The organism is Flagellimonas crocea (assembly GCF_033441595.1).
Classification (GTDB): Bacteria; Bacteroidota; Bacteroidia; order Flavobacteriales; family Flavobacteriaceae; genus Flagellimonas; species Flagellimonas crocea.
This window is the reverse complement of sequence record NZ_JAUZVX010000004.1, coordinates 154,122-173,043: the sequence shown is the minus strand read 5'-3', so window position 1 is coordinate 173,043 and position 18,922 is coordinate 154,122. Positions and strand designations below refer to the sequence as shown.

General features: G+C 42.0%; 19 protein-coding genes. 6 read left to right on the top strand and 13 right to left on the bottom strand.

Translation table 11 applies throughout. The annotated features are described in order from the left end of the window. The first annotated feature begins 10 nt into the window (after window positions 1–10). The 3 genes from SD449_RS14145 (at window position 11) to SD449_RS14135 (ending at window position 1,407) form a co-directional block, all read left to right on the top strand. Complete coding sequence (locus SD449_RS14145; protein WP_318311463.1) at window positions 11–346, top strand: hypothetical protein; 336 nt, start codon at window positions 11–13, stop codon at window positions 344–346. Window positions 347–463: 117 nt separating this feature from the next. Next, a complete protein-coding gene (locus tag SD449_RS14140) occupies window positions 464–865 on the top strand; it encodes a TerB family tellurite resistance protein (RefSeq protein WP_318311461.1) in 402 nt (133 codons plus the stop codon). Between the two features lie 116 nt (window positions 866–981). Continuing rightward, the gene (locus SD449_RS14135) at window positions 982–1,407 is read left to right on the top strand and encodes an Hsp20/alpha crystallin family protein (RefSeq protein ID WP_318311459.1); all 426 of its coding nucleotides are present in this window, start codon (window positions 982–984) and stop codon (window positions 1,405–1,407) included. 88 nt (window positions 1,408–1,495) lie between these two features. On the opposite strand, the gene uvrB is transcribed toward SD449_RS14135, so the two are convergent. Genes uvrB through SD449_RS14115 form a run of 4 tightly spaced genes read right to left on the bottom strand, consistent with a single transcriptional unit; the run spans window position 1,496 to window position 7,036 of the window. Next, complete coding sequence (gene uvrB, locus SD449_RS14130) at window positions 1,496–3,484, bottom strand: excinuclease ABC subunit UvrB (RefSeq protein ID WP_318311457.1); 1,989 nt, start codon at window positions 3,482–3,484, stop codon at window positions 1,496–1,498. 49 nt (window positions 3,485–3,533) lie between these two features. After that, window positions 3,534–5,264 (bottom strand): T9SS type B sorting domain-containing protein, encoded by a 1,731-nt coding sequence (locus SD449_RS14125; protein WP_318311455.1) that lies wholly within the window; start codon window positions 5,262–5,264, stop codon window positions 3,534–3,536. Between the two features lie 29 nt (window positions 5,265–5,293). Continuing rightward, window positions 5,294–6,127 (bottom strand): ABC transporter permease, encoded by an 834-nt coding sequence (locus SD449_RS14120; RefSeq protein ID WP_318311454.1) that lies wholly within the window; start codon window positions 6,125–6,127, stop codon window positions 5,294–5,296. Window positions 6,128–6,139: 12 nt separating this feature from the next. Then, on the bottom strand, window positions 6,140–7,036 hold the full coding sequence (locus SD449_RS14115; RefSeq protein WP_318311453.1) for an ABC transporter ATP-binding protein: 897 nt from the start codon (window positions 7,034–7,036) through the stop codon (window positions 6,140–6,142). 78 nt (window positions 7,037–7,114) lie between these two features. Here SD449_RS14115 and SD449_RS14110 point away from each other — a divergent pair, with 78 nt between their 5' ends. Then, complete coding sequence (locus SD449_RS14110) at window positions 7,115–8,191, top strand: hypothetical protein (protein WP_318311451.1); 1,077 nt, start codon at window positions 7,115–7,117, stop codon at window positions 8,189–8,191. Here SD449_RS14110 and SD449_RS14105 read toward each other — a convergent pair. Genes SD449_RS14105 through SD449_RS14080 form a run of 6 tightly spaced genes read right to left on the bottom strand, consistent with a single transcriptional unit; the run spans window position 8,188 to window position 13,936 of the window. Next, window positions 8,188–9,246, bottom strand: a complete 1,059-nt coding sequence (locus tag SD449_RS14105; RefSeq protein ID WP_318311450.1) for a nucleoid-associated protein — start codon at window positions 9,244–9,246, stop codon at window positions 8,188–8,190. The genes SD449_RS14110 and SD449_RS14105 overlap by 4 nt on opposite strands. A gap of 52 nt (window positions 9,247–9,298) precedes the next feature. Continuing rightward, window positions 9,299–9,802 (bottom strand): IS1096 element passenger TnpR family protein, encoded by a 504-nt coding sequence (locus tag SD449_RS14100; protein WP_318311449.1) that lies wholly within the window; start codon window positions 9,800–9,802, stop codon window positions 9,299–9,301. Window positions 9,803–9,845: 43 nt separating this feature from the next. Beyond that, the gene (locus tag SD449_RS14095; RefSeq protein WP_318311447.1) at window positions 9,846–10,859 is read right to left on the bottom strand and encodes a COX15/CtaA family protein; all 1,014 of its coding nucleotides are present in this window, start codon (window positions 10,857–10,859) and stop codon (window positions 9,846–9,848) included. After that, entirely contained in the window at window positions 10,856–12,286 is a 1,431-nt protein-coding gene (locus tag SD449_RS14090; protein ID WP_318311445.1) for a CCA tRNA nucleotidyltransferase, read from the bottom strand. The genes SD449_RS14095 and SD449_RS14090 overlap by 4 nt, the downstream gene beginning before the upstream one ends. 2 nt (window positions 12,287–12,288) lie before the next feature. Then, a complete protein-coding gene (locus tag SD449_RS14085; RefSeq protein WP_318311443.1) occupies window positions 12,289–12,849 on the bottom strand; it encodes an L-threonylcarbamoyladenylate synthase in 561 nt (186 codons plus the stop codon). Window position 12,850: 1 nt separating this feature from the next. After that, on the bottom strand, window positions 12,851–13,936 hold the full coding sequence (locus SD449_RS14080) for a hypothetical protein (protein WP_318311441.1): 1,086 nt from the start codon (window positions 13,934–13,936) through the stop codon (window positions 12,851–12,853). A 48-nt stretch (window positions 13,937–13,984) separates the two neighbouring features. Between SD449_RS14080 and SD449_RS14075 the strand changes: the two genes are divergently transcribed. Further along, a complete protein-coding gene (locus SD449_RS14075) occupies window positions 13,985–14,845 on the top strand; it encodes a glycosyltransferase family 2 protein (RefSeq protein ID WP_318311440.1) in 861 nt (286 codons plus the stop codon). Here SD449_RS14075 and SD449_RS14070 read toward each other — a convergent pair. Together SD449_RS14070 and glf are read right to left on the bottom strand one after the other, a co-directional pair. Then, the gene (locus SD449_RS14070) at window positions 14,827–15,630 is read right to left on the bottom strand and encodes a glycosyltransferase family 2 protein (RefSeq protein WP_318311439.1); all 804 of its coding nucleotides are present in this window, start codon (window positions 15,628–15,630) and stop codon (window positions 14,827–14,829) included. The two genes, SD449_RS14075 and SD449_RS14070, sit on opposite strands and share 19 nt — an antisense overlap. A 223-nt stretch (window positions 15,631–15,853) precedes the next feature. Further along, window positions 15,854–16,963 carry a UDP-galactopyranose mutase gene (gene glf / locus SD449_RS14065; RefSeq protein ID WP_318311438.1) on the bottom strand — a complete coding sequence of 370 codons (1,110 nt, stop codon included), beginning with the start codon at window positions 16,961–16,963 and terminating at the stop codon, window positions 15,854–15,856. 92 nt (window positions 16,964–17,055) lie between these two features. Between glf and SD449_RS14060 the strand changes: the two genes are divergently transcribed. After that, window positions 17,056–18,102: a beta-1,6-galactofuranosyltransferase gene (locus SD449_RS14060; RefSeq protein ID WP_318311437.1), complete on the top strand. Its 1,047-nt coding sequence runs from the start codon at window positions 17,056–17,058 to the stop codon at window positions 18,100–18,102. Here SD449_RS14060 and SD449_RS14055 read toward each other — a convergent pair whose 3' ends face one another. Further along, entirely contained in the window at window positions 18,103–18,918 is an 816-nt protein-coding gene (locus SD449_RS14055; protein WP_318311436.1) for a 2,3,4,5-tetrahydropyridine-2,6-dicarboxylate N-succinyltransferase, read from the bottom strand. Window positions 18,919–18,922 lie beyond the last annotated feature (4 nt).

The following is an 18,922-nucleotide window of genomic DNA, read 5'->3' as shown; positions in this document are numbered from 1 at the left end:
AAACAAAATCATGAGAAAATTCAAAACTGTTTCAGTTGCATTGGCACTATTCGCTTCAATGAGTGTATTCGCAACCAAAGGAAAAAAAGCAACCACAGAAAACAATCTTTCGGGACAGATTTATGAATTGTTGAAAGACAATCAATTTAATGTGGAATCCAACGAGCTTACTGCTGAGGTTCGTTTTATCGTAACCGAAAAAGGCGAATTGGTAGTACTGTCCGTAGAGACCAAAGATGAAATTTTGGAAGGCTTCGTAAAGAGCCGTTTGAACTACAAAAAGGTGCAATTGAACAACGTTGCTCCTGGTAGGGTTTACGAAGTTCCAGTTCGAATTACCGCCTAATAAACGGGAATTGTTTGAGTTAGTTAGAAAAAGCCCTGAATTTTCGGGGCTTTTTTGTGTACTAAACGGAGTGTTTTGGAGTTATCTAGTTAGGATTGCTAATCAAAACCAAATGTTATGGGTACATACGAGGAAAAATTGAGCATTCTTTCTGAGATGATTTCTTTTGCTAGGGTGGACCATTCTCTAAAGCAATCCGAGTATGATTTTCTTTTGAAGGTAGCCAGTAGTCTGGGGGTGGAAAAAGAAGTTTTTGATGGCCTACTTAAGGAAAAATCCCCTAAGGTGAGGTTAAAGACCCAAGCAGAGCGAATTGTTCAGTTCCACAGGCTTACCCTCCTCATGAACGTTGACCGTGAGCAGCACAAAAAAGAAATTGATACCCTTTACAATATTGGACTAAAAATGGGACTGCCGCCTACGGCCATCAGTCAGGTACTGGAAGTGATGCACCGGTACCCGAACAAGATAGTCCCCCCAGATGTGCTTATCGATATCTTTAAAGCGCACTACAATTAATGTCAAAATGACACCTATTTTAAATCAAAACATGTCATAAAGACATGATTGTTCTGTTGGTATAGGTTTTGTCTTTTATCTGGTGATTTTAATGTTTAACTAAAAATTGAATCGCCATGAGTATAGTAAAGAGAAACAACCTGTTTTTTCCATCCTTGATGAACGATTTTATGAATCCTGATTGGTTCGGTGGAACAGAAAAGTGGAATGCTTCTGTGCCCGCTGTGAACATAAAGGACAATACAGATGGATTTGAATTGGAACTAGCCGTTCCCGGAATGAAAAAAGACGACTTCACCGTTGAAATTGATAACGATGTACTGACCATTTCTAGTGAAGTAAAAACTGAAAACGAGGAAAACAAGGACAACTACACCAGAAAAGAGTTTTCCTATACCTCTTTCAAAAGGGCTTTTACCCTTCCCGAAACCGTTGATGGGTCTAAAATTGATGCCAAGTACGAAGATGGAATATTAAAATTGGTATTGCCTAAAAAACAAGAGGCATTGCCAAAGCCAAAACGATTGATTGAAATCGCATAAGACATTCGAACACCAACTATAGGTGTTTCATGATGGTTGGATTAGTTGGTTAGTTGAAGTGCGCCCCTGCTTTGCGGGGGCGTATTTTTTATTCCTTTTCCTGAAGCATTTTAATCTCGTCCCTTAGTTTGGCAGCTTCCATAAAATTAAGCTCTTTTGCAGCTTTTTCCATGGCCTTTCTTTTGTCGCGGATCAATTTTTCTTTTTGGTCCTGCGTCAGGTACTCCAGATCCGGTTCGGCCGCACGGAGTTCTTCTTTCTGAAAATGATAGGTGGACACTGAATTCTTTGCCAGGGCACTGTCCAAACTTTTATTGAGGGCGGTCGGTGTTATGTTGTTTTCCTTGTTGTAGGACATTTGCTTTTCCCTACGATAATTGGTCTCATCAATGGTCTTCTGCATACTCTCCGTTATTTTGTCCGCATACATAATGGCCCTTCCGTTCAGGTTTCTGGCCGCTCTCCCTACCGTTTGCGTCAATGAACGGTTACTTCGCAAGAAACCTTCCTTATCGGCATCAAGAATTGCAACAAGGGAAACCTCTGGCAAATCTAGTCCCTCGCGTAAAAGGTTGACGCCTATGAGAACATCAAAAAGTCCCTTTCGCAAATCCTGCATGATCTCAACACGTTCCAAGGTATCCACATCACTGTGGATGTAACGGCAACGAATATCGATACGGGAAAGGTATTTGGTAAGCTCTTCCGCCATACGTTTGGTAAGGGTCGTCACCAGGGTTCTCTCGTCCAGTTCCACCCTTTTCTGAATCTCTTCCACCAAATCATCGATTTGGTTTTCGCTGGGCCTTACCTCAATTTCCGGATCTAATAATCCCGTAGGTCTAATGATCTGTTCCACATAGATTCCCTCGCTCAGCTCCAGTTCGTAATCGGCCGGAGTGGCACTTACATACAAAACCTGATTCTGAAGCGCTTCAAATTCTTCAAATTTCAAGGGACGGTTGTCCATGGCTGCCGGTAAACGGAACCCATATTCCACCAAATTTTCTTTTCTGGAACGGTCGCCTCCGTACATGGCATGCACCTGCGGAATGGTAACGTGGCTTTCATCGATTACCATCAGATAATCATCCGGGAAGTAGTCCAACAAGCAGAAAGGCCTGGTTCCGGGCTTTCTTCCATCCAGATACCTGGAGTAGTTCTCAATACCGGAACAATACCCCAACTCACGGATCATTTCCAAATCAAAATTGGTCCGCTCCTCAAGTCGTTTGGCTTCCAATGGACGTCCTATTTCCTTAAAATAATCTACCTGTTTTACCAAATCATCCTGTATTTCCCGAATGGCATTTTGAAGCACATCGGGGGAGGTAACGAACATATTGGCAGGATAGATGTTCAAGGTCTCATAAACTTCGATGACCTTATTGTTATATGGGTCCAAAGCTTCTATCTCCTCAATTTCATCCCCAAAAAAATGAATACGGAATGCATGGTCGGCATATCCAGGGAAGACATCCACCACATCGCCCTTTACCCTAAAATTTCCATTTCTAAAATCTGCGGTGGTTCGGGCATAAAGGCTCTGTACCAGTTGTTTTAAAAATTTGGTTCTTGAGATTACCTGATCCCGGTGGATGGTGATCACGTTCTTTTGGAACTCTATCGGGTTACCTATACCGTAAAGGCAGGAAACGGAGGCCACCACAAGCACGTCCCGCCTCCCGGAAAGTAGGGAAGAGGTAGTGCTCAACCGTAATTTTTCAATATCCTCGTTGATGGACAGATCTTTTTCAATGTAAAGACCGCTGGTGGGAATATAGGCTTCAGGCTGATAGTAATCGTAGTAGGATACAAAGTATTCCACGGCATTGTTCGGGAAAAACTGTTTGAATTCAGAGTATAATTGCGCCGCCAATGTTTTATTGTGGGCTAGGACCAATGTGGGTTTTTGAACCGATTCCACCACATTGGCAACGGTAAATGTTTTCCCGGAGCCGGTAACTCCCAGCAAGGTCTGGTGTTGGGTTTTTGTTTCAATTCCCTCTACGAGCTGTTTTATGGCCTGAGGTTGGTCACCGGTGGGCTTGAAGCCTGAAACTACCTGAAATTTCATTTGGTAAAAATAGTAAAGGTTGCTTCCAAAAGGAAGTAAATGGAGGAGATTATCTTTTTAAGGTAAAGTGCCCTTTTATTTGTTGACCGGAATCATCAACTGCCACAAACCAATAGGTGCTGGAGGGAAGGGCCGTGCCTCTTATAGTACCGTCCCAACCTTGGGAGTTTTGCGAAATCTGTTTTAAAAAATTACCGTATCGATCAAAGATCCGTATACTCACAAGAATCACTTCCTCCGCTTGTTCGGGCTGAATGAATTGCCAATAATCATTTACCGTATCCCCATTTGGAGTGAAGAATTTGGGAAAACCTTCCACGGTCAGGTCTTGGTTGAATTTTTCTTGGGCGATTCCGCAGCCATTTTTATCTCGGACATATAAAATATGGTCTCCAGGTTCCACGTTGTTAAAAACATTACTGCTTGAATAGGGGCCATCCATGTTATCTATGGCAAATTCATAATCGCCATTGCCCGTAGCGATCACGGTCAAAGACAGGTTACCATTGAAATTTCCCGCTTTGATTTCCTGAATTACCGGGCTTTCTGAAGAAACTACCTCGAACTGCTTTGTGGTCGGACATTCCAAGGATGTGCCGTCATTATTCTCGATAATATTGTAAGCCTCATAAAGGTACGTCCCATTCTCCTCAATATTGACTTCGCTCTCTTCTGAGATAAGGGTAGTGTTATCAAATTCATCGACTCTATACCAGCGATATCCATCTGCCTCATCCGTTGAATAAACCAGCAGAGGGGCTTCGTTTTCACAAAAGGATAGGGTGTCTGGAAATTCAATTTGTGGATTTAAGGTAACAAAATCCGCTATTTCGATGTCCCAGTAGGGGCCGCATCCAAACGAGGTTGTGAAACTCTCTTTGGAACAACCCAGTGCGCTACCGGATTCGTTCGTTGGGGTAATCGTAATAAAATAAGTCTTGTTCGGCTCTAAATTTACAATGGGTGTAGTATTGGTATAGAATGTAGAATTGTCCACAATATCATTGTTGTTCGGGGTTGTTCCTATGCTTACTTGGTATTCCGTTGCTCCCGGCACCGCTTGCCATTGTAGCTCTGTGGTCAAGGGTACATTTGTTTCACCATTTTGAGGATAGGTCATTTGGGTGCACTCTGGAATATTTGACTGCGTTCCCGTGGTAAATTGTTGGGATGAGCACCCGATAGCTTCTCCGATCAGGTTATAGGGGACAATGGTTACAAAGACTTCTGTTTCTTCAGGCAAATCAATATTCGGGTTGATGGACAATCTGTTTTCAACATCATCTTCCCATATATCGTTGTCCCCTGCAGTGGTTCCGATTTTAACGATATATCCAATGGCGCCGTAGGCATAATCCCATGAGATGTAGGTGTTGGGGTTTACATTGTTGGAAAAATTGGATGGATATGTCATTTGTGAACATTCTGGTGGCTCGGTCAAGGTTTCCGTGGTGAAACTACCGCCCGGACAGACTATATCGGGCCCATCAAAATAAAAAAGCGAAATGGTGACATATACCAAGGTATTCTCCGGTAAACCCATGGGTGGGGTAAACGAGGTACCGTTTACAAACTGGGGAGCCAATATATCAGTACCTCCTTGGGTAGTCCCCAAAGAAATAATATATGCATTGGGTCCCTCCACGGAATTCCATGAAATCGTAGCGTTCAAGGGGACATTTGTGGAGTTGTCCAAAGGCGCTATCAAAGTGGGGCATTCGTTGGAATACACTACGAATCCCACAAAAAAGACCCATAATATGAGCAGTTTGTTCAACATTTACGTGATAATGTGCATCTCACAAGATACTACAAATCACGTTTTTTCAATAATGCGTAGGATAAATAGATGAAAATGGCCGTCCAAAAGGTTACGATCAGAAACTCGTACCAATACACGTGGTAATCAAATTTCATGTTCTCACCGATTTGCTGTCCTATGTTTTGAACTGCCGAAAGTCGGGTAACTGGTTCTTTGATCATGTTGGCCATGGACTCCAAGGGAAAAAAGCGCTTTACGGTCTTGGCCGCTTCCCAACTCATGACTTTCCAGCCCAATAGGCCAAAAACCACTTGTTCAAATATGGTCCATAAAATAAGGAAACCAAGGGCAAAAGCGGAACGTTTGACCAAAATCCCCAAGAAAAGACAGAAGGAGAAAAAACCGACCAACTTAAAAAAGAAGGCAGGAAGGAACTCCAAGTCCGAGAATATGATGGACATTTCATTATAGTCCGAGTAGACAAGCCCAAGAATCATGGAGACCACAAACACAAAAACTGTGGAAATCAATGCAAAGGAAATGACCGTCAGCACCTTGGATAGGATAAATTCTTTTTTGGACAATCCATCTATCAGGTTTTGTTTGATGGTCTTGTTACTGTACTCATTGGACATCATGGAGACAATGACAATGGCAAGGAACAATTTGAACAATGCCGTAACATAGGTGTTGAAATGCCAGATATATGGGAAATTAAAAATCCCTTGGTCGGCCAAGTGGAACTGTACGGGCCCAATATCAAATTTGATGGCCGCAATGAGGGCTATGGAGGTAAGGAGCACAAAATAGGAGATGATCAATGCCTTGCTGGCTCTATTGTTCCAAAGCTTTATGAATTCTATTTGTAGGAGACGTAACATTCGTTTTTTTGATTATTGGTTCTTGGTCAAGGTTAAAAACTGTTCTTCTAGGCTTTCTTTTCGCTTCACAAGATGGGATAGCACGATTCCTTTGTCAAACAGCATTTTGTTCAAGCTTTCGGCATCCATTTCTTCTTTTAGATAAGCGGTAAGCGTGCCATTGAAGTTTTCGATTTTTCCGAAACTGGCGCTCTTTTCCAACAATTGCTGTAGTTGGTCCAGATTGGTCGACCTCAATTCAAAAAATCCGTGACTTGCCAACATACTGTCCACAGGGCCCGAATATAGGTTTTCCCCTTTGCGGAGTATGATGACGTGCGAGCAGACCTTTTCCACCTCGTCCAATAAATGGGAAGCCAATAAAATGGTAGTGCCCTGGCTTGCAATCTGTTTGATGATTTCCCGTATTTGATGGATACCTTGGGGGTCCAAGCCATTGGTGGGCTCGTCCAAGATCAATATTTCCGGGTCGTTTAATAGGGCAGATGCTATGGCCATACGCTGTTTCATCCCTAACGAATAGGTCTTGAACTTGCTGTTGCGACGGTCCCATAACCCCACCAGTTCCAATTTTTCCTGGATCTTGGTTTCAGGAACGTCCTTGATCTTGCAGACCAACCGTAAATTTTGGATGGCGTTCATATAGGGATAAAAGTTGGGGCGTTCTATAATGGCCCCCACTTTTTTAAGGGCGTCGTGGGTAGAAGTAGTGCCATCGAACCAGCTAAAATCACCAGAAGTGCGGTTCACTACATTGAGAATAATGCCCAAGGTGGTGGATTTGCCACTTCCGTTAGGTCCCAAAATGCCATAAACATTTCCTTTTTCAATGGTGAAGGAAAGGTCTTTTACAGCAGTGAGGTAACCAAATTTTTTAGTCAGATGGTTTACGGTCAGTATTGTTTCCAAAAGATGCTATCGTTTTTTGAATGGTTTATACTAACTTGACGATGTTTATCGCAAATTGTTACAAAATAATCGAATACAATGTCGGAAGAAAAGTTGATGTCGAAAAAGAAACCTGCCTATCCCATAAGCAAGGAACTGGATGAATATTTGAAATATTACAATAGAAAAATCGAAATTCCCATCCATTATGATGACCTCCTTCGGTTCTCTGGGAGCGTCTCCGTATATGATGCCAATGATGAGGACACCCTTTGGGTAAGAGTATTTTACCCAGAGTTTGACAGGGATGAAATCGATTTGGCCCTAAAACGCGTCTACTCCAGTTTTGTATCCGATGGTAGCGATTCCATTTTTCAGTATTTGAACGTGGATTATGTGGACTATTGCACCTTTGGAAACTCCAAGCCTTTCAGGATCAAGGTGCGGAACATTCTGAACGATAATTATACGCTTTTCTATGTAAAGAAGACGGATGCTTCGCGTGTCTATGGACTGGAACTGGAGCATATGCTCTCCCCTTACAACCTCAATTTTGTGATCTATGAGAATACCTTGATCGAGGAGCACATTGTAGGTATCCCCGGAGATCTTTTTATCAAAAAAAATCTTCCGGAGTGCACGGAGTTTGATAAGGCGCAAATTGCCAAAGAGTTCGTAAAGTTCAATGAGCGGTGTATGATCCGCCTTTTGGGAGATATGCGTTCCTATAACTATGTTATAGTTCCTACCCACGATTTTGATAGCGTGGTCTATAAGATCAGGGCGATAGATTTTGATCAACAATGCTACGAGGGCAAGATAAAGGTATACCGCCCCCAGTTTTTCAAAGAGAACAAGGTTATGGTCGATTTGGTACAGAACAAACTCACATTGGATTCCGTTAACCAATATATTGTGGAGGAACGTTCCATTATTGCCAAAAGAATTTTGAGTTGGGGCCGAAGGTTAAAACGATTGTTGGATGTATGCAAGGAAGATACCATTGCACCGCCCGAAAATATGGAAATGCTAAAAAACCAGCTACTGGATTTAACGGGCGATATTAATTTTAGGGATAGCAAAACCATGGGCGAGGTATTGACCCATGCCCTGGACTTTGTAAAGCGAAACTACGAGGATGTAAGTATGCGTCAGATTATCGAGAAGAAATTCTAACTTTTCTGTTCCTTGTTGAAGTACACTAAATAGTAGTACATCTGTCTTTCCTCGTCCCATCCTTTTTCCACAAATTTTTCCGCGGATTCCGGATTGATGAAGTCCAACTTGATCTGGATGTTGGTATCCAGATTGATGACATTCTTTATTTTCTTTCGGGCATCGCTCACCGCCTTGTTGGCAATATCAAAGTTGGAAACGTCCTCAATGCTGTATTTGGGGCCTTTCTCTACTTTGTAGTGCTTAAATTCCGGTATCAGTTCCGGGTTCTCCATAACCTCGTTCAAGAATGAGGTTTCCTCAAAATTGTCATTCTTCGCAAAATGGTTTACTGCCCGGTTCATGAACAAAACCTCTTGCTGCTTGTCCTCTGCGGGTAACACTACGTCTTTGGCAAAGTTCTGGCAGAATTTGAGGTAGTTTTTGGTATAGAAGTTCTCATCCGTCAATGGAGCAACTCCCAAAAAGTTCTCTAACCAATATTTGGCGTCGTACCGGTTGCTGTCCACAGATAGTACTTTGTACCCTTCTTCTTTGTTCGTGTTGAAAACAATACAGCCCTTGTCGAGCTTATTGATGTTGATTCCTTGTCGGATCAAAATCTCCAAATTGTGTTCCTTTTCCTCAAATTGAAGGAAATCATGCTTCAACTCACTTTTGAAAATGCCCACGGCATCGGTTTTCTGGTTGTCGATGACCATATCCGAAAAGTGGACCACATAAACCTCCCCACTTTTAATGTGCGGGTGATTGGACTGTTCGTAGAGGTGTGTGGTTATTTTTTTGGACAATTTATGGTTGTCGGCAGGATTGTCGAATATCCCGGAAACGGCTGCATGCACTTCGTTGAACTCCAAATCCACCTCGTGGCCGAACTTATAGTAGTTCTCCTCTTTCTCCCTGAAAGGTTTAAAGAAATATTCCTTTAAGATCCCGGACATTTCATCGTTGAGCGAAAAAGGTTCCTCGGATAAAAAGGCAGATTCGTTTTTACTTTTATTGCCGACCCGGTGAAGGGAAAGGCTCTCGATTTGGGCAGTATATAAGTTTAGCATTTTTGGGCAAAGTGTTTAACGGTGAAAAATAAAAGCTTAAGAGGGGTAGAGGTCAGTTCCAATTTTCGTCAAAGTCCATGTCGTCATAACTGTCCAAAAGGTCATCATAATCACCTTCTTCATCATTGGGCTCTGCTTCAAATTTTTTTTCTGGTGGAGCATCGGGCAGTTCACCAAAGGTAAACAGTACGTTAGGGTATATCCTGCCATCTTCTTTTTCAACAATATCGGCCAGTTCCACAAAAAAGGTCCACATACTGAAAAAATCGTACACGTAGATCAATTTTGGGTTGTCCTCTGTCATAACCTCGCCAAGGAACGTTTCGTTCATCAAGCGTACATCGGAACCGCTCTCGCTCATATCAAAAAGGGCAATTTCCTCGTCTTGGTTCCATTCCTCGTCGCAAGTGTAAAAAGAGGCCATTTCACTTCCCTCAAAACCAAAAGCTTGGGTAATGGCATTGTGGAAATCCTCCAAACTACTTTGGTCCTCAACTTCGATATCACGAAAGATATCCTCCTCAGCATCAAGTATTATCCTGATTTTATAAATCATCCATCAAATTTTAGAGTGGGCACAAAGGTACAATAAATAGCCCTTATTTGGAGAACCTGTGCAGGGTAAAAGTCATGGCCGCCAAAAGGAAAAAAGCACCGATCTGGTGTGCAACTCCCAGCCATAGGGGAACAGCATAAACCAAGGTGAGCACACCCAATACAAATTGTATAAAAACCAAGGCGAGCAAGCTTTGCAATCCCTTTTCCTGTAGGGTCGTTCTCTGTATTTTTCGAGTTCTTAACCAAATAAGGCCAATTAGGCCAACCACAATGTAAGCCAAGTAGCGATGCACAAATTGAACCCCGCTTTTTCCTTCAAAAAAGTTCTTGATAACAGGTTGCTGTTCAATGTACACGGTTTCATGAATCAGTTTCCCATCGCTCATCAAAGGCCAATGGTTGTGTATAAAACCAGCATCTAACCCCGCAACAAACGCACCCCAAATAATTTGGAGCAGCAAAACCACAAGGCCTGCGCGAACCAAGTTCCTGATTTTTCTATTGATTTCTTTTTTCTCCGGATAGATAAGGTCCAAGGCTACCCATAAACTATAGGCAAAGGTGAGGAATGCCGTGGTCAGGTGGGCCGCCAATCTAAAATGGGATACATCTGGGCGGTCCACAAGGCCACTTTTTACCATGTACCAGCCCAGAAATCCTTGGAATCCCCCCATAAAGAGCAAAATCACACATTTTTTTATGGTGGGTCTGTCCAATTTTTTGGTGATCAAAAAGTAGAGGAAGGGCAAAATAAAGACCACACCGATAAATCTTCCGATGACCCTGTGCAACCATTCCCAGAAATAAATATCCTTGAATTCCTCTATTCCAAAATGATAGTTGAGTTTTTTGTATTCCGGATATTGCTTGTAAAGTTCAAAGGCTTCTTGCCATTCCTGTTCGTTCATCGGGGGAATGGTTCCCTGTATCAATTTATAGTCGGAAATGGAAAGTCCGGAGTGGGTGAGGCGCGTGATGCCCCCGACCAAGACCATTACAAAAATGAGAAAACACCCGGTTAACAACCAATACACTACATATTTGTTCTTTTTCATTCGGAGTGGACTTTTAGGTTCATTTTTTTGCCTTTTTCCAACATAAATTGGTAGGCGGCCTCATATTCGTTGGGGATTTCCCCTTCCAGAATCGCTTCTTTTATGGCGTCTTTGATGATGCCTATTTCCTTGGACGGCTTTAGATTGAAGGTCTCCATGATCTCTTCACCTGAAACGGGGGGCTGAAAGTTTCGGATATGGTCCCGTTCTTCGACCTCGACTATTTTTTGACGAACTATTTTAAAGTTGTTCTTGTACTTTTTCTGCTTTCGCGGATTCTTTGTTGTGATGTCGGCCTCGCACAAGGTCATAAGGTCCTCCACAAAATCACCGGCGTCAAATACCAATCGTCGCACTGCAGAATCGGTTACATGGTCTTCGGATAGGATAATGGGCCTGGAACTCATCAACACCATTTTTTGGACGAATTTCATCTTCTCGTTCAGTGGCATACGCAACCTTTTGAAGAGTTTGTACACCATTTTGGCCCCTACAAATTCGTGGGCGTGGAAGGTCCAACCAATTTTTTTATGAAATTTCTTGGTGGGTGCCTTTCCAATATCGTGCAACAATGCGGCCCACCGCAACCAAAGGTTGTCTGTGGTCTCCGCGATATTGTCCACCACTTCCAAGGTGTGCCAAAAGTTGTCCTTGTGGCGTTGGCCCTCTATTTCCTCAATACCTTGGAGTGCTGTCAATTCAGGTAGGATAAGGTGCAGCAATCCGGTTTGGTGCATCAATTTGAAACCGAGGGATGGTTTGGAACTCATCAATATTTTGTTTAGTTCGTCCACGATACGTTCCTTGGAAACAATTTTGATGCGATTCTTATTCTCGGTTATGGCCTGAAGTGATTGCAGCTCAATTGTAAAATGCAATTGTGCGGCAAATCGAATGGCCCGCATCATCCGTAGCGGATCGTCGGAATACGTGATGCCCGGTTCCAATGGGGTACGAATGATTTGTTTGTCCAGATCGGTCAAACCATCAAACGGGTCCAAAAGCTCTCCAAAATTGGAATGGTTCAGTGCCAAGGCCATGGCATTTATGGTAAAATCACGACGGTTTTGGTCGTCTTCCAAAGTACCATCCTCCACAATGGGCTTTCGACTGTCCCGATTATAGCTTTCTTTTCGGGCACCCACAAATTCAAGCTCGAAATTCTTGTGCTTGATCATGGCCGTTCCAAAGTTTTTGAAAATGGAAATTTCTGGTTTGCCTTTTAGTTTGGAGGCCACTTTTTTAGCGAGTTCTATTCCACTTCCTATGGCAACGATATCAATATCCTTTGGGGTGTTTCTATTTAAAAAATAATCCCTCACAAAACCACCGATAACGTAGGCATCCACGCCCAATTCATCCGAAGCTTCGCCAATAAGTTTAAAAATAGGATGTTGTATTGCCTCTGTATGGAATTCCTTCGTCATTCTTATTCCCGTATCACCTTCACCTGTCCGTCATTGCTCAATTTAATGATGGAGGAGGGGGAAGGGTTTTTATTTTCATCAGGCAAATTTACCACATAGTCCACTCCTTTTAAAATTTCTTCATCAATATCCTTGAACTGTTTTGGTGTTGGGTTCCCAGAAATATTGGCGGAAGTTGACACTATCGGTTTTCTGAATTTGTTGATGAGGTATTGGCAAAATTTATCTGATGCCACTCGTATGGCCAGAGTATTGTCCTCGGCCACCAGATTGCTTGCAATTCCAATGGGTTCGTCAAATACAATGGTGGTGGGTTTGGTGGCAAGGTCCATAATGTCGTAGGCCACTTCGGGCACTTCTTTTACATGGCGTTCCAGCATGGCCTGGTTGGCGACCAAACAGATGAGTGCCTTGGTGTCTTCCCGTCTTTTAAGGGCGTACACTTTTTTCACTGCTTCGGGGTTGGTGGCGTCGCAGCCAATGCCCCAGACGGTATCGGTAGGGTAGAGAATGAGCCCACCTTCTTGCAATACTTTGATGCAGTTGTTGATTTCCTCTGTCATTTCAATTCTTTTTGATGTTTTCTAGAAATCCTATATATCTATTTTTTTGTGATTCGAAGCTCCATTTGTCCTCGTTATATGGTTTGCTTTTATTTTGGATGGAGCCATTGCTCAATTCCTCAAATACCTTGGATAAGCCTTCGGCGCCATCATAAAAAATGGAATGGGCCATGATATCGGGAATATGCTTTAATCCTACGGGTGAAATCAGGTTTATCCCGTATCCGAATGCCTGATTGTAACAGCCCATTATCTTATATTTTGAATAATTGGTTCCTACAGTGTTCAAGGGAATCAGGATATAATCTGAGTCTTTAATGTATTGATGGAATGTGCCGTGGTCCAAAAAAGAATGGAACATCATGAAGTTGTTATGAAGGCCATGATTTTGTAAGGAATCGATGAATTCTTTGTTCGTTGGATTTTCCGCATCGGCATTTCCCAAAATCAGAATTTTCAAATTGCTTTTTGATTGTAACTTCCGAAGCGCTTCGGCAATCAAAATATAGTCCCTTCTTCCAAAATCAAGTTTGCCGGGTATGCTGATCCAAATCTCTCCTTTAGGCTTTTCAGGAATTTTTGCTTCATATTTCGGAAAAAAAATAGGGTAAAAACTCTGTAATTGCAGTGATTTGTCTTCTAACTCTGCCGAGTCCTTCAGAAAATCATTGAGCACAAAATATTTTTTTATGGATTTATTGATGAGTTTTTGGGAAAAGCTGTGGTTTACTTTTTTCAGATTGTGCAGTATGCCAAATAAGGCTATTTTATTTTTTAATAGAAAGCTCAGCAAAATAACTTCCATTCTTGAACTGGCCGTGTTGAATACTACCGTGTGAATCCCTTGCTTTTGCAAACGTTTTTTTAGTTGGTACACAAAGCGAACCCGGGTTAAAAAATTTTGCAGGGAAGCAGGCTTTATGATAATGCATTCTTTGGCAAGATGTTGGTATTCGTTGGTTCGGGCATCAAGCTTATGGTTGATGACCAAGGTTACGGTATGGCCTGCTTCGGTAAGAAACTTTAGTTGTGAGTAAAGGCATTCATCATGATAGGAGTTAAACTCAATAAGTGCTACATTCCCCATTGCAGGTTTTTTGAAAGTACAGTTCTTTTCTGCAAAGTTATCTTATAAATGGCAGACTTTACTATTTTTGCCCAGATGAACCCAAAGGAAAAAGACTTGCCCAAAATATCCGTGATTGTAAGCACTTACAATGCCGAGGAGTGGCTGAAAAAAGTGTTGTGGGGTTTCAATTGCCAAATTTACAAGGATTTTGAGGTGGTCGTGGCCGATGATGGTTCTGGACCCAAGACCAAGGAATTGTTGGAAGAGATGTCCAAACAGGTCTTTTATGATATTGTACACATTTGGCAGGAGGACGATGGCTTTCAAAAATCACGGATACTCAACAAAGCGGTAGCGGCCTGCAAGGCGGACTACATTATTATGACGGATGGCGACTGCATTCCGAGGGAAGATTTTGTTGAGGTGCACTACATTAACAAGGAAACAGGGTATTTTATTTCGGGAGGTTATTACATGCTCCCGATGAATATTTCCAAAATGATAACCTTGGAAGATATAGAGAGGCAGCGTTGTTTCAATATCAATTGGTTAAAAGAGAAAGGGATTCCCAAGACTTTTAAGAACAACAAGCTTACCGCCAATGGGGTGGTCTCTAAGTTGCTGAATACTTTTACCCCCACCAATGCCAGTTGGAACGGACATAACTCCTCTGGTTGGAAAAAGGATATTTTGAACGTGAACGGTTTTGATGAGCGGATGCAATATGGAGGACAGGATCGTGAACTTGGGGAGCGCTTGTTCAATTTTGGAATAAAATCCAAACAGTTGCGCTACAGTGCCGTTTGTGTTCACTTAGACCATAAGAGAGGGTATAAAACACCTGAGTCTATTGCGAAGAACCAATCGATACGAAAAGAGACCAGGTCGAGCAAAGCGGTATGGACGCACTACGGCATTACCAAATAGTAGGCAAGCTCGTTCTTTTTTTCCAGTCTTTTTAGTTCTCGGAACCTTTCCAATACTCCTAGTGCATTCAAATAACAAATGGTCCATCCTTTTTTGCCGTCCAAAATCCCCAAACGGAGAATGTAGTGGTTGAAGAATTTCCATATGGGTTTTACTGTCATTAAAAGATAGTTGAAATGCCTTTCCTTATAGAAATCCTCTTTGGCCTTTAGTTTACCGTATTTAAGCATTTTACCTTTGTAATCCTCATAGTTTTTATAACAGTAGTGAACCAATTTCTCTTTGAGAATTCCTGATTTTCCATCTACTTCCAAGGTTTCATGGACAATTTTTCGGTCGGTAAAGTGTGCCTTACTTTTTCTAAAGAGTCTGTGGTTCTTATCGGTTTGCCACCCACTGAAATTAAGAGGCTCATTTTGGAACATGAATTTTCTATAAAACCAGTAGGCCTCATGGGCGTTGGGGTCGTTTATAGTTTCGAGGATTTCCTTTCGAAGGCTTTCCGTGACAACTTCGTCGGCGTCCAAGAACAAAACCCAATCATTGGCGGCTTGCTTTAGCGTGAACGATTTTTGCGCGGTGAAATTTTCAAAGGGATTTTGAATCACCTTTACTTTTGGATGGTCCAAAAGATACTCGTAGGTACCGTCGTTACTATAAGAATCGACGACCAATATTTCATCAGCAAACGAAACGGAATCAATACATTTTTCAATGTAACCCATCTCGTTGTAGGTTATGATAAGCGCTGATATTTTTTGCTTTGGGGTGCTCAATCCAGCCATAATTTATTGGTGTAGTGTTTAGGTATTCACAAATCTATAACAAAAAAATAGGGTTAAAATTGTTTGGATGTTACTTTTTCTTAAAACAATCAAGGATGCATTTTCCCTACCCTTTTTTTGTTAATCTTTAAAAAAACGATTTGGTCGTTTGTATGTAGACGGCTACAAAAGCAAAGAGTTGCGTAGGTAATAAGACTTTTCTTGAAAATTTTAATTTCGAAAGTCAGGTAAAGAGTTTCTTTGTTTTGGCCAATGCGGCGCCTATTACTTGGTGCATGTCGTAGTATTTGTATTCCGCCAGTCTGCCACCAAATATGGTGGTCTCCTCTTTTGCCATGTCTTCATAAACCTTCAAGAGCGCGGTGTTTTTTGCATCGTTTATCGGATAGTACGGTTCTTTTTCAGATGAGGCTTCCTGGGGATACTCTCTCGTAATCACCGTGGCAGGCTGTTTTCCGAACTCAAAATGCTTGTGTTCTATAATTCGTGTAAACGGAATTTTGGATTCCGTGTAGTTTATCACGGCATTTCCTTGATAATTGGGTATGTCCAATACTTCATGTTTAAAATCTAGGCTTCGGTACTCCAGTTTTCCATGGGAATAATCAAAATATTCATCTATTTTTCCTGTAAACACTACTTGTTTGGCAAGACCTGTCAAGGTGTTTTTTTCTTTGAAAAAGTCAACGTTTGTTCTACACTCTACATTTTTTAACAATCCCTCGGTAAGTTTGTTGTAGCCTCCAATGGGTATGCCTTGGTAAGCATCGTTAAAGTAGTTGTTGTCAAAGGTGAACCTGAGCGGCAATCTTTTTATAATGAAGGCCGGAAGTTCATTGGCTTTTCGTCCCCATTGTTTCTCTGTATATCCCTTGATCAATTTATGGTAGATATCGTCTCCAACGAGTTTTAATGCCTGTTCTTCAAGGTTTTTGGGATTGATTTTCTGGTATTTGCCCGTTTGCTGGTCAAGAACTGCTTTTGCCTCTTCAGGTGTTTTTGTTCCCCAGAGCTGGTAAAATGTATTCATGTTGAAAGGCAGGTTGTACAGGGTGCCTTCAAAATTTGCCAAGGGCGAATTGGTGTATCTATTGAATGGAACAAAGCTGTTCACATAGTCCCAGATGGTTTTATCGTTCGTGTGAAAAATATGGGCACCGTATTTATGCACATTGATGCCGTTGATTTCCTCACAATAGGTATTTCCCCCAAGATGCTCCCGTTTGTCGATTACCAAACATTTTTTTTGGTGCTTGGTTGCTTCGTGGGCGAAAACCGCTCCGTATAGGCCTGCACCCACAATCAGGTAATCATATTTGGGGCTGTTTTTCATTAGGTCAGTGTTTATGATTTTTTAAATGGTGTTGTGCAATTTATGGATTAGCTGCCAAAAAAGGATATTTTTGATAATCAAACACATGAATAATGCAAGACACTAACCTGTTCTATATCTCCAGAAACTATAAATTTTCCAAAAATGCCGCTTCCAAACCAAAAATGGACTGTGAAAGCATATTATCCAAAATAGGATTTAAAAATTTGGGGTTTGCACAGAGCAACCACCCGAGTTCTGCCCTTGGTGCCATCATTAGTTTTTTTGGGATAACCAAAGGTTTGATTTTGTTGCCCTTTTCGTCCATCCTTTGCATGCAATATCCGCTCAGCAAGTTTTTCGGTTATAAGATAGGAGTGGCCAAACTCAAAGGGTGCAAAGTTGTTCTTATTGTACATGATGTTAAAACACTTATGGGTAAAAACAAGAATGTGAAAAAGGAGATGAAGCGCTTCAATAAGGCCGACGTTTTGGTGTTGCACAACGAAGTGATGATGCAGTGGTTCTTGGAAAACGGATTCAAGGGTAAAATGGTTCCGTTATATTTGTTTGACTACCTATTGGGTTCTGACCAGAATTTGCCCAAAGCACCACAAGATGCCGGAAAAGATGTTGTTTTTGCTGGAGGTTTGGGTATGGAAAAAAGTGCGTTTTTATATAAAGTGGATGAATTGAAGCACAAAGATTTCAGCTTAAAACTTTATGGAAACGGTTATCAAAAGGAAAAAGTAAATGGTAATACAGTGCTGGATTATCAAGGGGTCTTTGCCCCGGATGAGGTGTTGGATAAAATGAAGGGCAATTTTGGACTGGTATGGAACGGTAACGCAATCAAGGAATGCGATGGGGACTTTGGCAAATACATTCAATACAACAATCCACATAAAACCTCATTGTATTTGTTGGCAGGACTGCCTGTAATTGTTTGGGACAAGGCAGCGGTTGCCAAACTGATTGAAGAAAAGAAATTAGGTTTTTCAATTGCGTCACTGGAAGAACTGTCTGAAAAATTAAATGAAATTGATGAGAACGCCTATCTAGAAATGGTCTCAAACGTAAAAACGATACGGGATAAAATCACGAACGGCCACTTTTTACAAGCGGCCGTCGATAATGCTCTACATCAATTAAAACAGTAACTATACGGCAACATTGTGCTCGCGAAGCGCATTGTTCAGCGATGTTTTCTTGTCCGTACTTTCCTTTCTTTTGCCAATGATCAAGGCACAAGGTACCTGATAATCACCAGCAGGGAATTTTTTGGTGTAGCTTCCAGGAATTACTACGGATCTAGCAGGTACTCGACCTTTTAATTCCACAGGTTCATCTCCGGTAACATCAATTATTTTGGTTGAGGCGGTCAAAACCACATTAGCACCCAAAACGGCTTCTTTTTCCACCCGAACACCTTCTACAACAATACATCTGGAACCGATAAAGGCATTGTCCTCAATAATTACGGGAGCAGCTTGTAGTGGCTCCAACACACCGCCGATACCAACGCCGCCACTTAAATGGACGTTTTTACCGATTTGTGCACAACTTCCCACAGTGGCCCACGTATCTACCATGGTTCCTTCATCTACATAGGCGCCGATGTTGACGTAGCTGGGCATCAAAATGGTGCCTTTTGAAATATAGGCTCCGTGTCTGGCCACCGCATGGGGAACCACGCGTACACCTTTTTCTTTATAGCCTTTCTTCAATGGAATTTTATCGTGATATTCAAAAATGCCAGCTTCCAGCACTTCCATTTTTTGGATGGGGAAGTAAAGCACGACCCCTTTCTTTACCCATTCGTTTATCTGCCAGCCGTCGGCTGTGGGTTCAGCACACCGCAGCTCTCCTGAATCAATAAGCTTTATCACTTCGCGTATGGCGTCTTGAGTCTTTTCTTCCTCCAGCAACTCCCTGTTGTCCCACGCTTTTTCAATGAGCGTTCTTAATTCTGTCATTTTT

Excerpts from the sequence above, each read along its gene's own strand:
- uvrB (WP_318311457.1), bottom strand. The coding sequence starts at position 3,484 with ATGAAATTTCAGGTAGTTTCAGGCTTCAAGCCCACCGGTGACCAACCT.
- SD449_RS14120 (WP_318311454.1), bottom strand. The coding sequence starts at position 6,127 with ATGTTACGTCTCCTACAAATAGAATTCATAAAGCTTTGGAACAATAGA.
- SD449_RS14125 (WP_318311455.1), bottom strand. The coding sequence starts at position 5,264 with ATGTTGAACAAACTGCTCATATTATGGGTCTTTTTTGTGGGATTCGTA.
- SD449_RS14110 (WP_318311451.1), top strand. The coding sequence starts at position 7,115 with ATGTCGGAAGAAAAGTTGATGTCGAAAAAGAAACCTGCCTATCCCATA.
- SD449_RS14100 (WP_318311449.1), bottom strand. The coding sequence starts at position 9,802 with ATGATTTATAAAATCAGGATAATACTTGATGCTGAGGAGGATATCTTT.
- glf (WP_318311438.1), bottom strand. The coding sequence starts at position 16,963 with ATGAAAAACAGCCCCAAATATGATTACCTGATTGTGGGTGCAGGCCTA.
- SD449_RS14055 (WP_318311436.1), bottom strand. The coding sequence starts at position 18,918 with ATGACAGAATTAAGAACGCTCATTGAAAAAGCGTGGGACAACAGGGAG.
- SD449_RS14140 (WP_318311461.1), top strand. The coding sequence starts at position 464 with ATGGGTACATACGAGGAAAAATTGAGCATTCTTTCTGAGATGATTTCT.
- SD449_RS14105 (WP_318311450.1), bottom strand. The coding sequence starts at position 9,246 with ATGCTAAACTTATATACTGCCCAAATCGAGAGCCTTTCCCTTCACCGG.
- SD449_RS14135 (WP_318311459.1), top strand. The coding sequence starts at position 982 with ATGAGTATAGTAAAGAGAAACAACCTGTTTTTTCCATCCTTGATGAAC.
- SD449_RS14095 (WP_318311447.1), bottom strand. The coding sequence starts at position 10,859 with ATGAAAAAGAACAAATATGTAGTGTATTGGTTGTTAACCGGGTGTTTT.
- SD449_RS14080 (WP_318311441.1), bottom strand. The coding sequence starts at position 13,936 with ATGGGGAATGTAGCACTTATTGAGTTTAACTCCTATCATGATGAATGC.
- SD449_RS14070 (WP_318311439.1), bottom strand. The coding sequence starts at position 15,630 with ATGGCTGGATTGAGCACCCCAAAGCAAAAAATATCAGCGCTTATCATA.
- SD449_RS14075 (WP_318311440.1), top strand. The coding sequence starts at position 13,985 with ATGGCAGACTTTACTATTTTTGCCCAGATGAACCCAAAGGAAAAAGAC.
- SD449_RS14145 (WP_318311463.1), top strand. The coding sequence starts at position 11 with ATGAGAAAATTCAAAACTGTTTCAGTTGCATTGGCACTATTCGCTTCA.
- SD449_RS14090 (WP_318311445.1), bottom strand. The coding sequence starts at position 12,286 with ATGACGAAGGAATTCCATACAGAGGCAATACAACATCCTATTTTTAAA.
- SD449_RS14085 (WP_318311443.1), bottom strand. The coding sequence starts at position 12,849 with ATGACAGAGGAAATCAACAACTGCATCAAAGTATTGCAAGAAGGTGGG.
- SD449_RS14060 (WP_318311437.1), top strand. The coding sequence starts at position 17,056 with ATGCAAGACACTAACCTGTTCTATATCTCCAGAAACTATAAATTTTCC.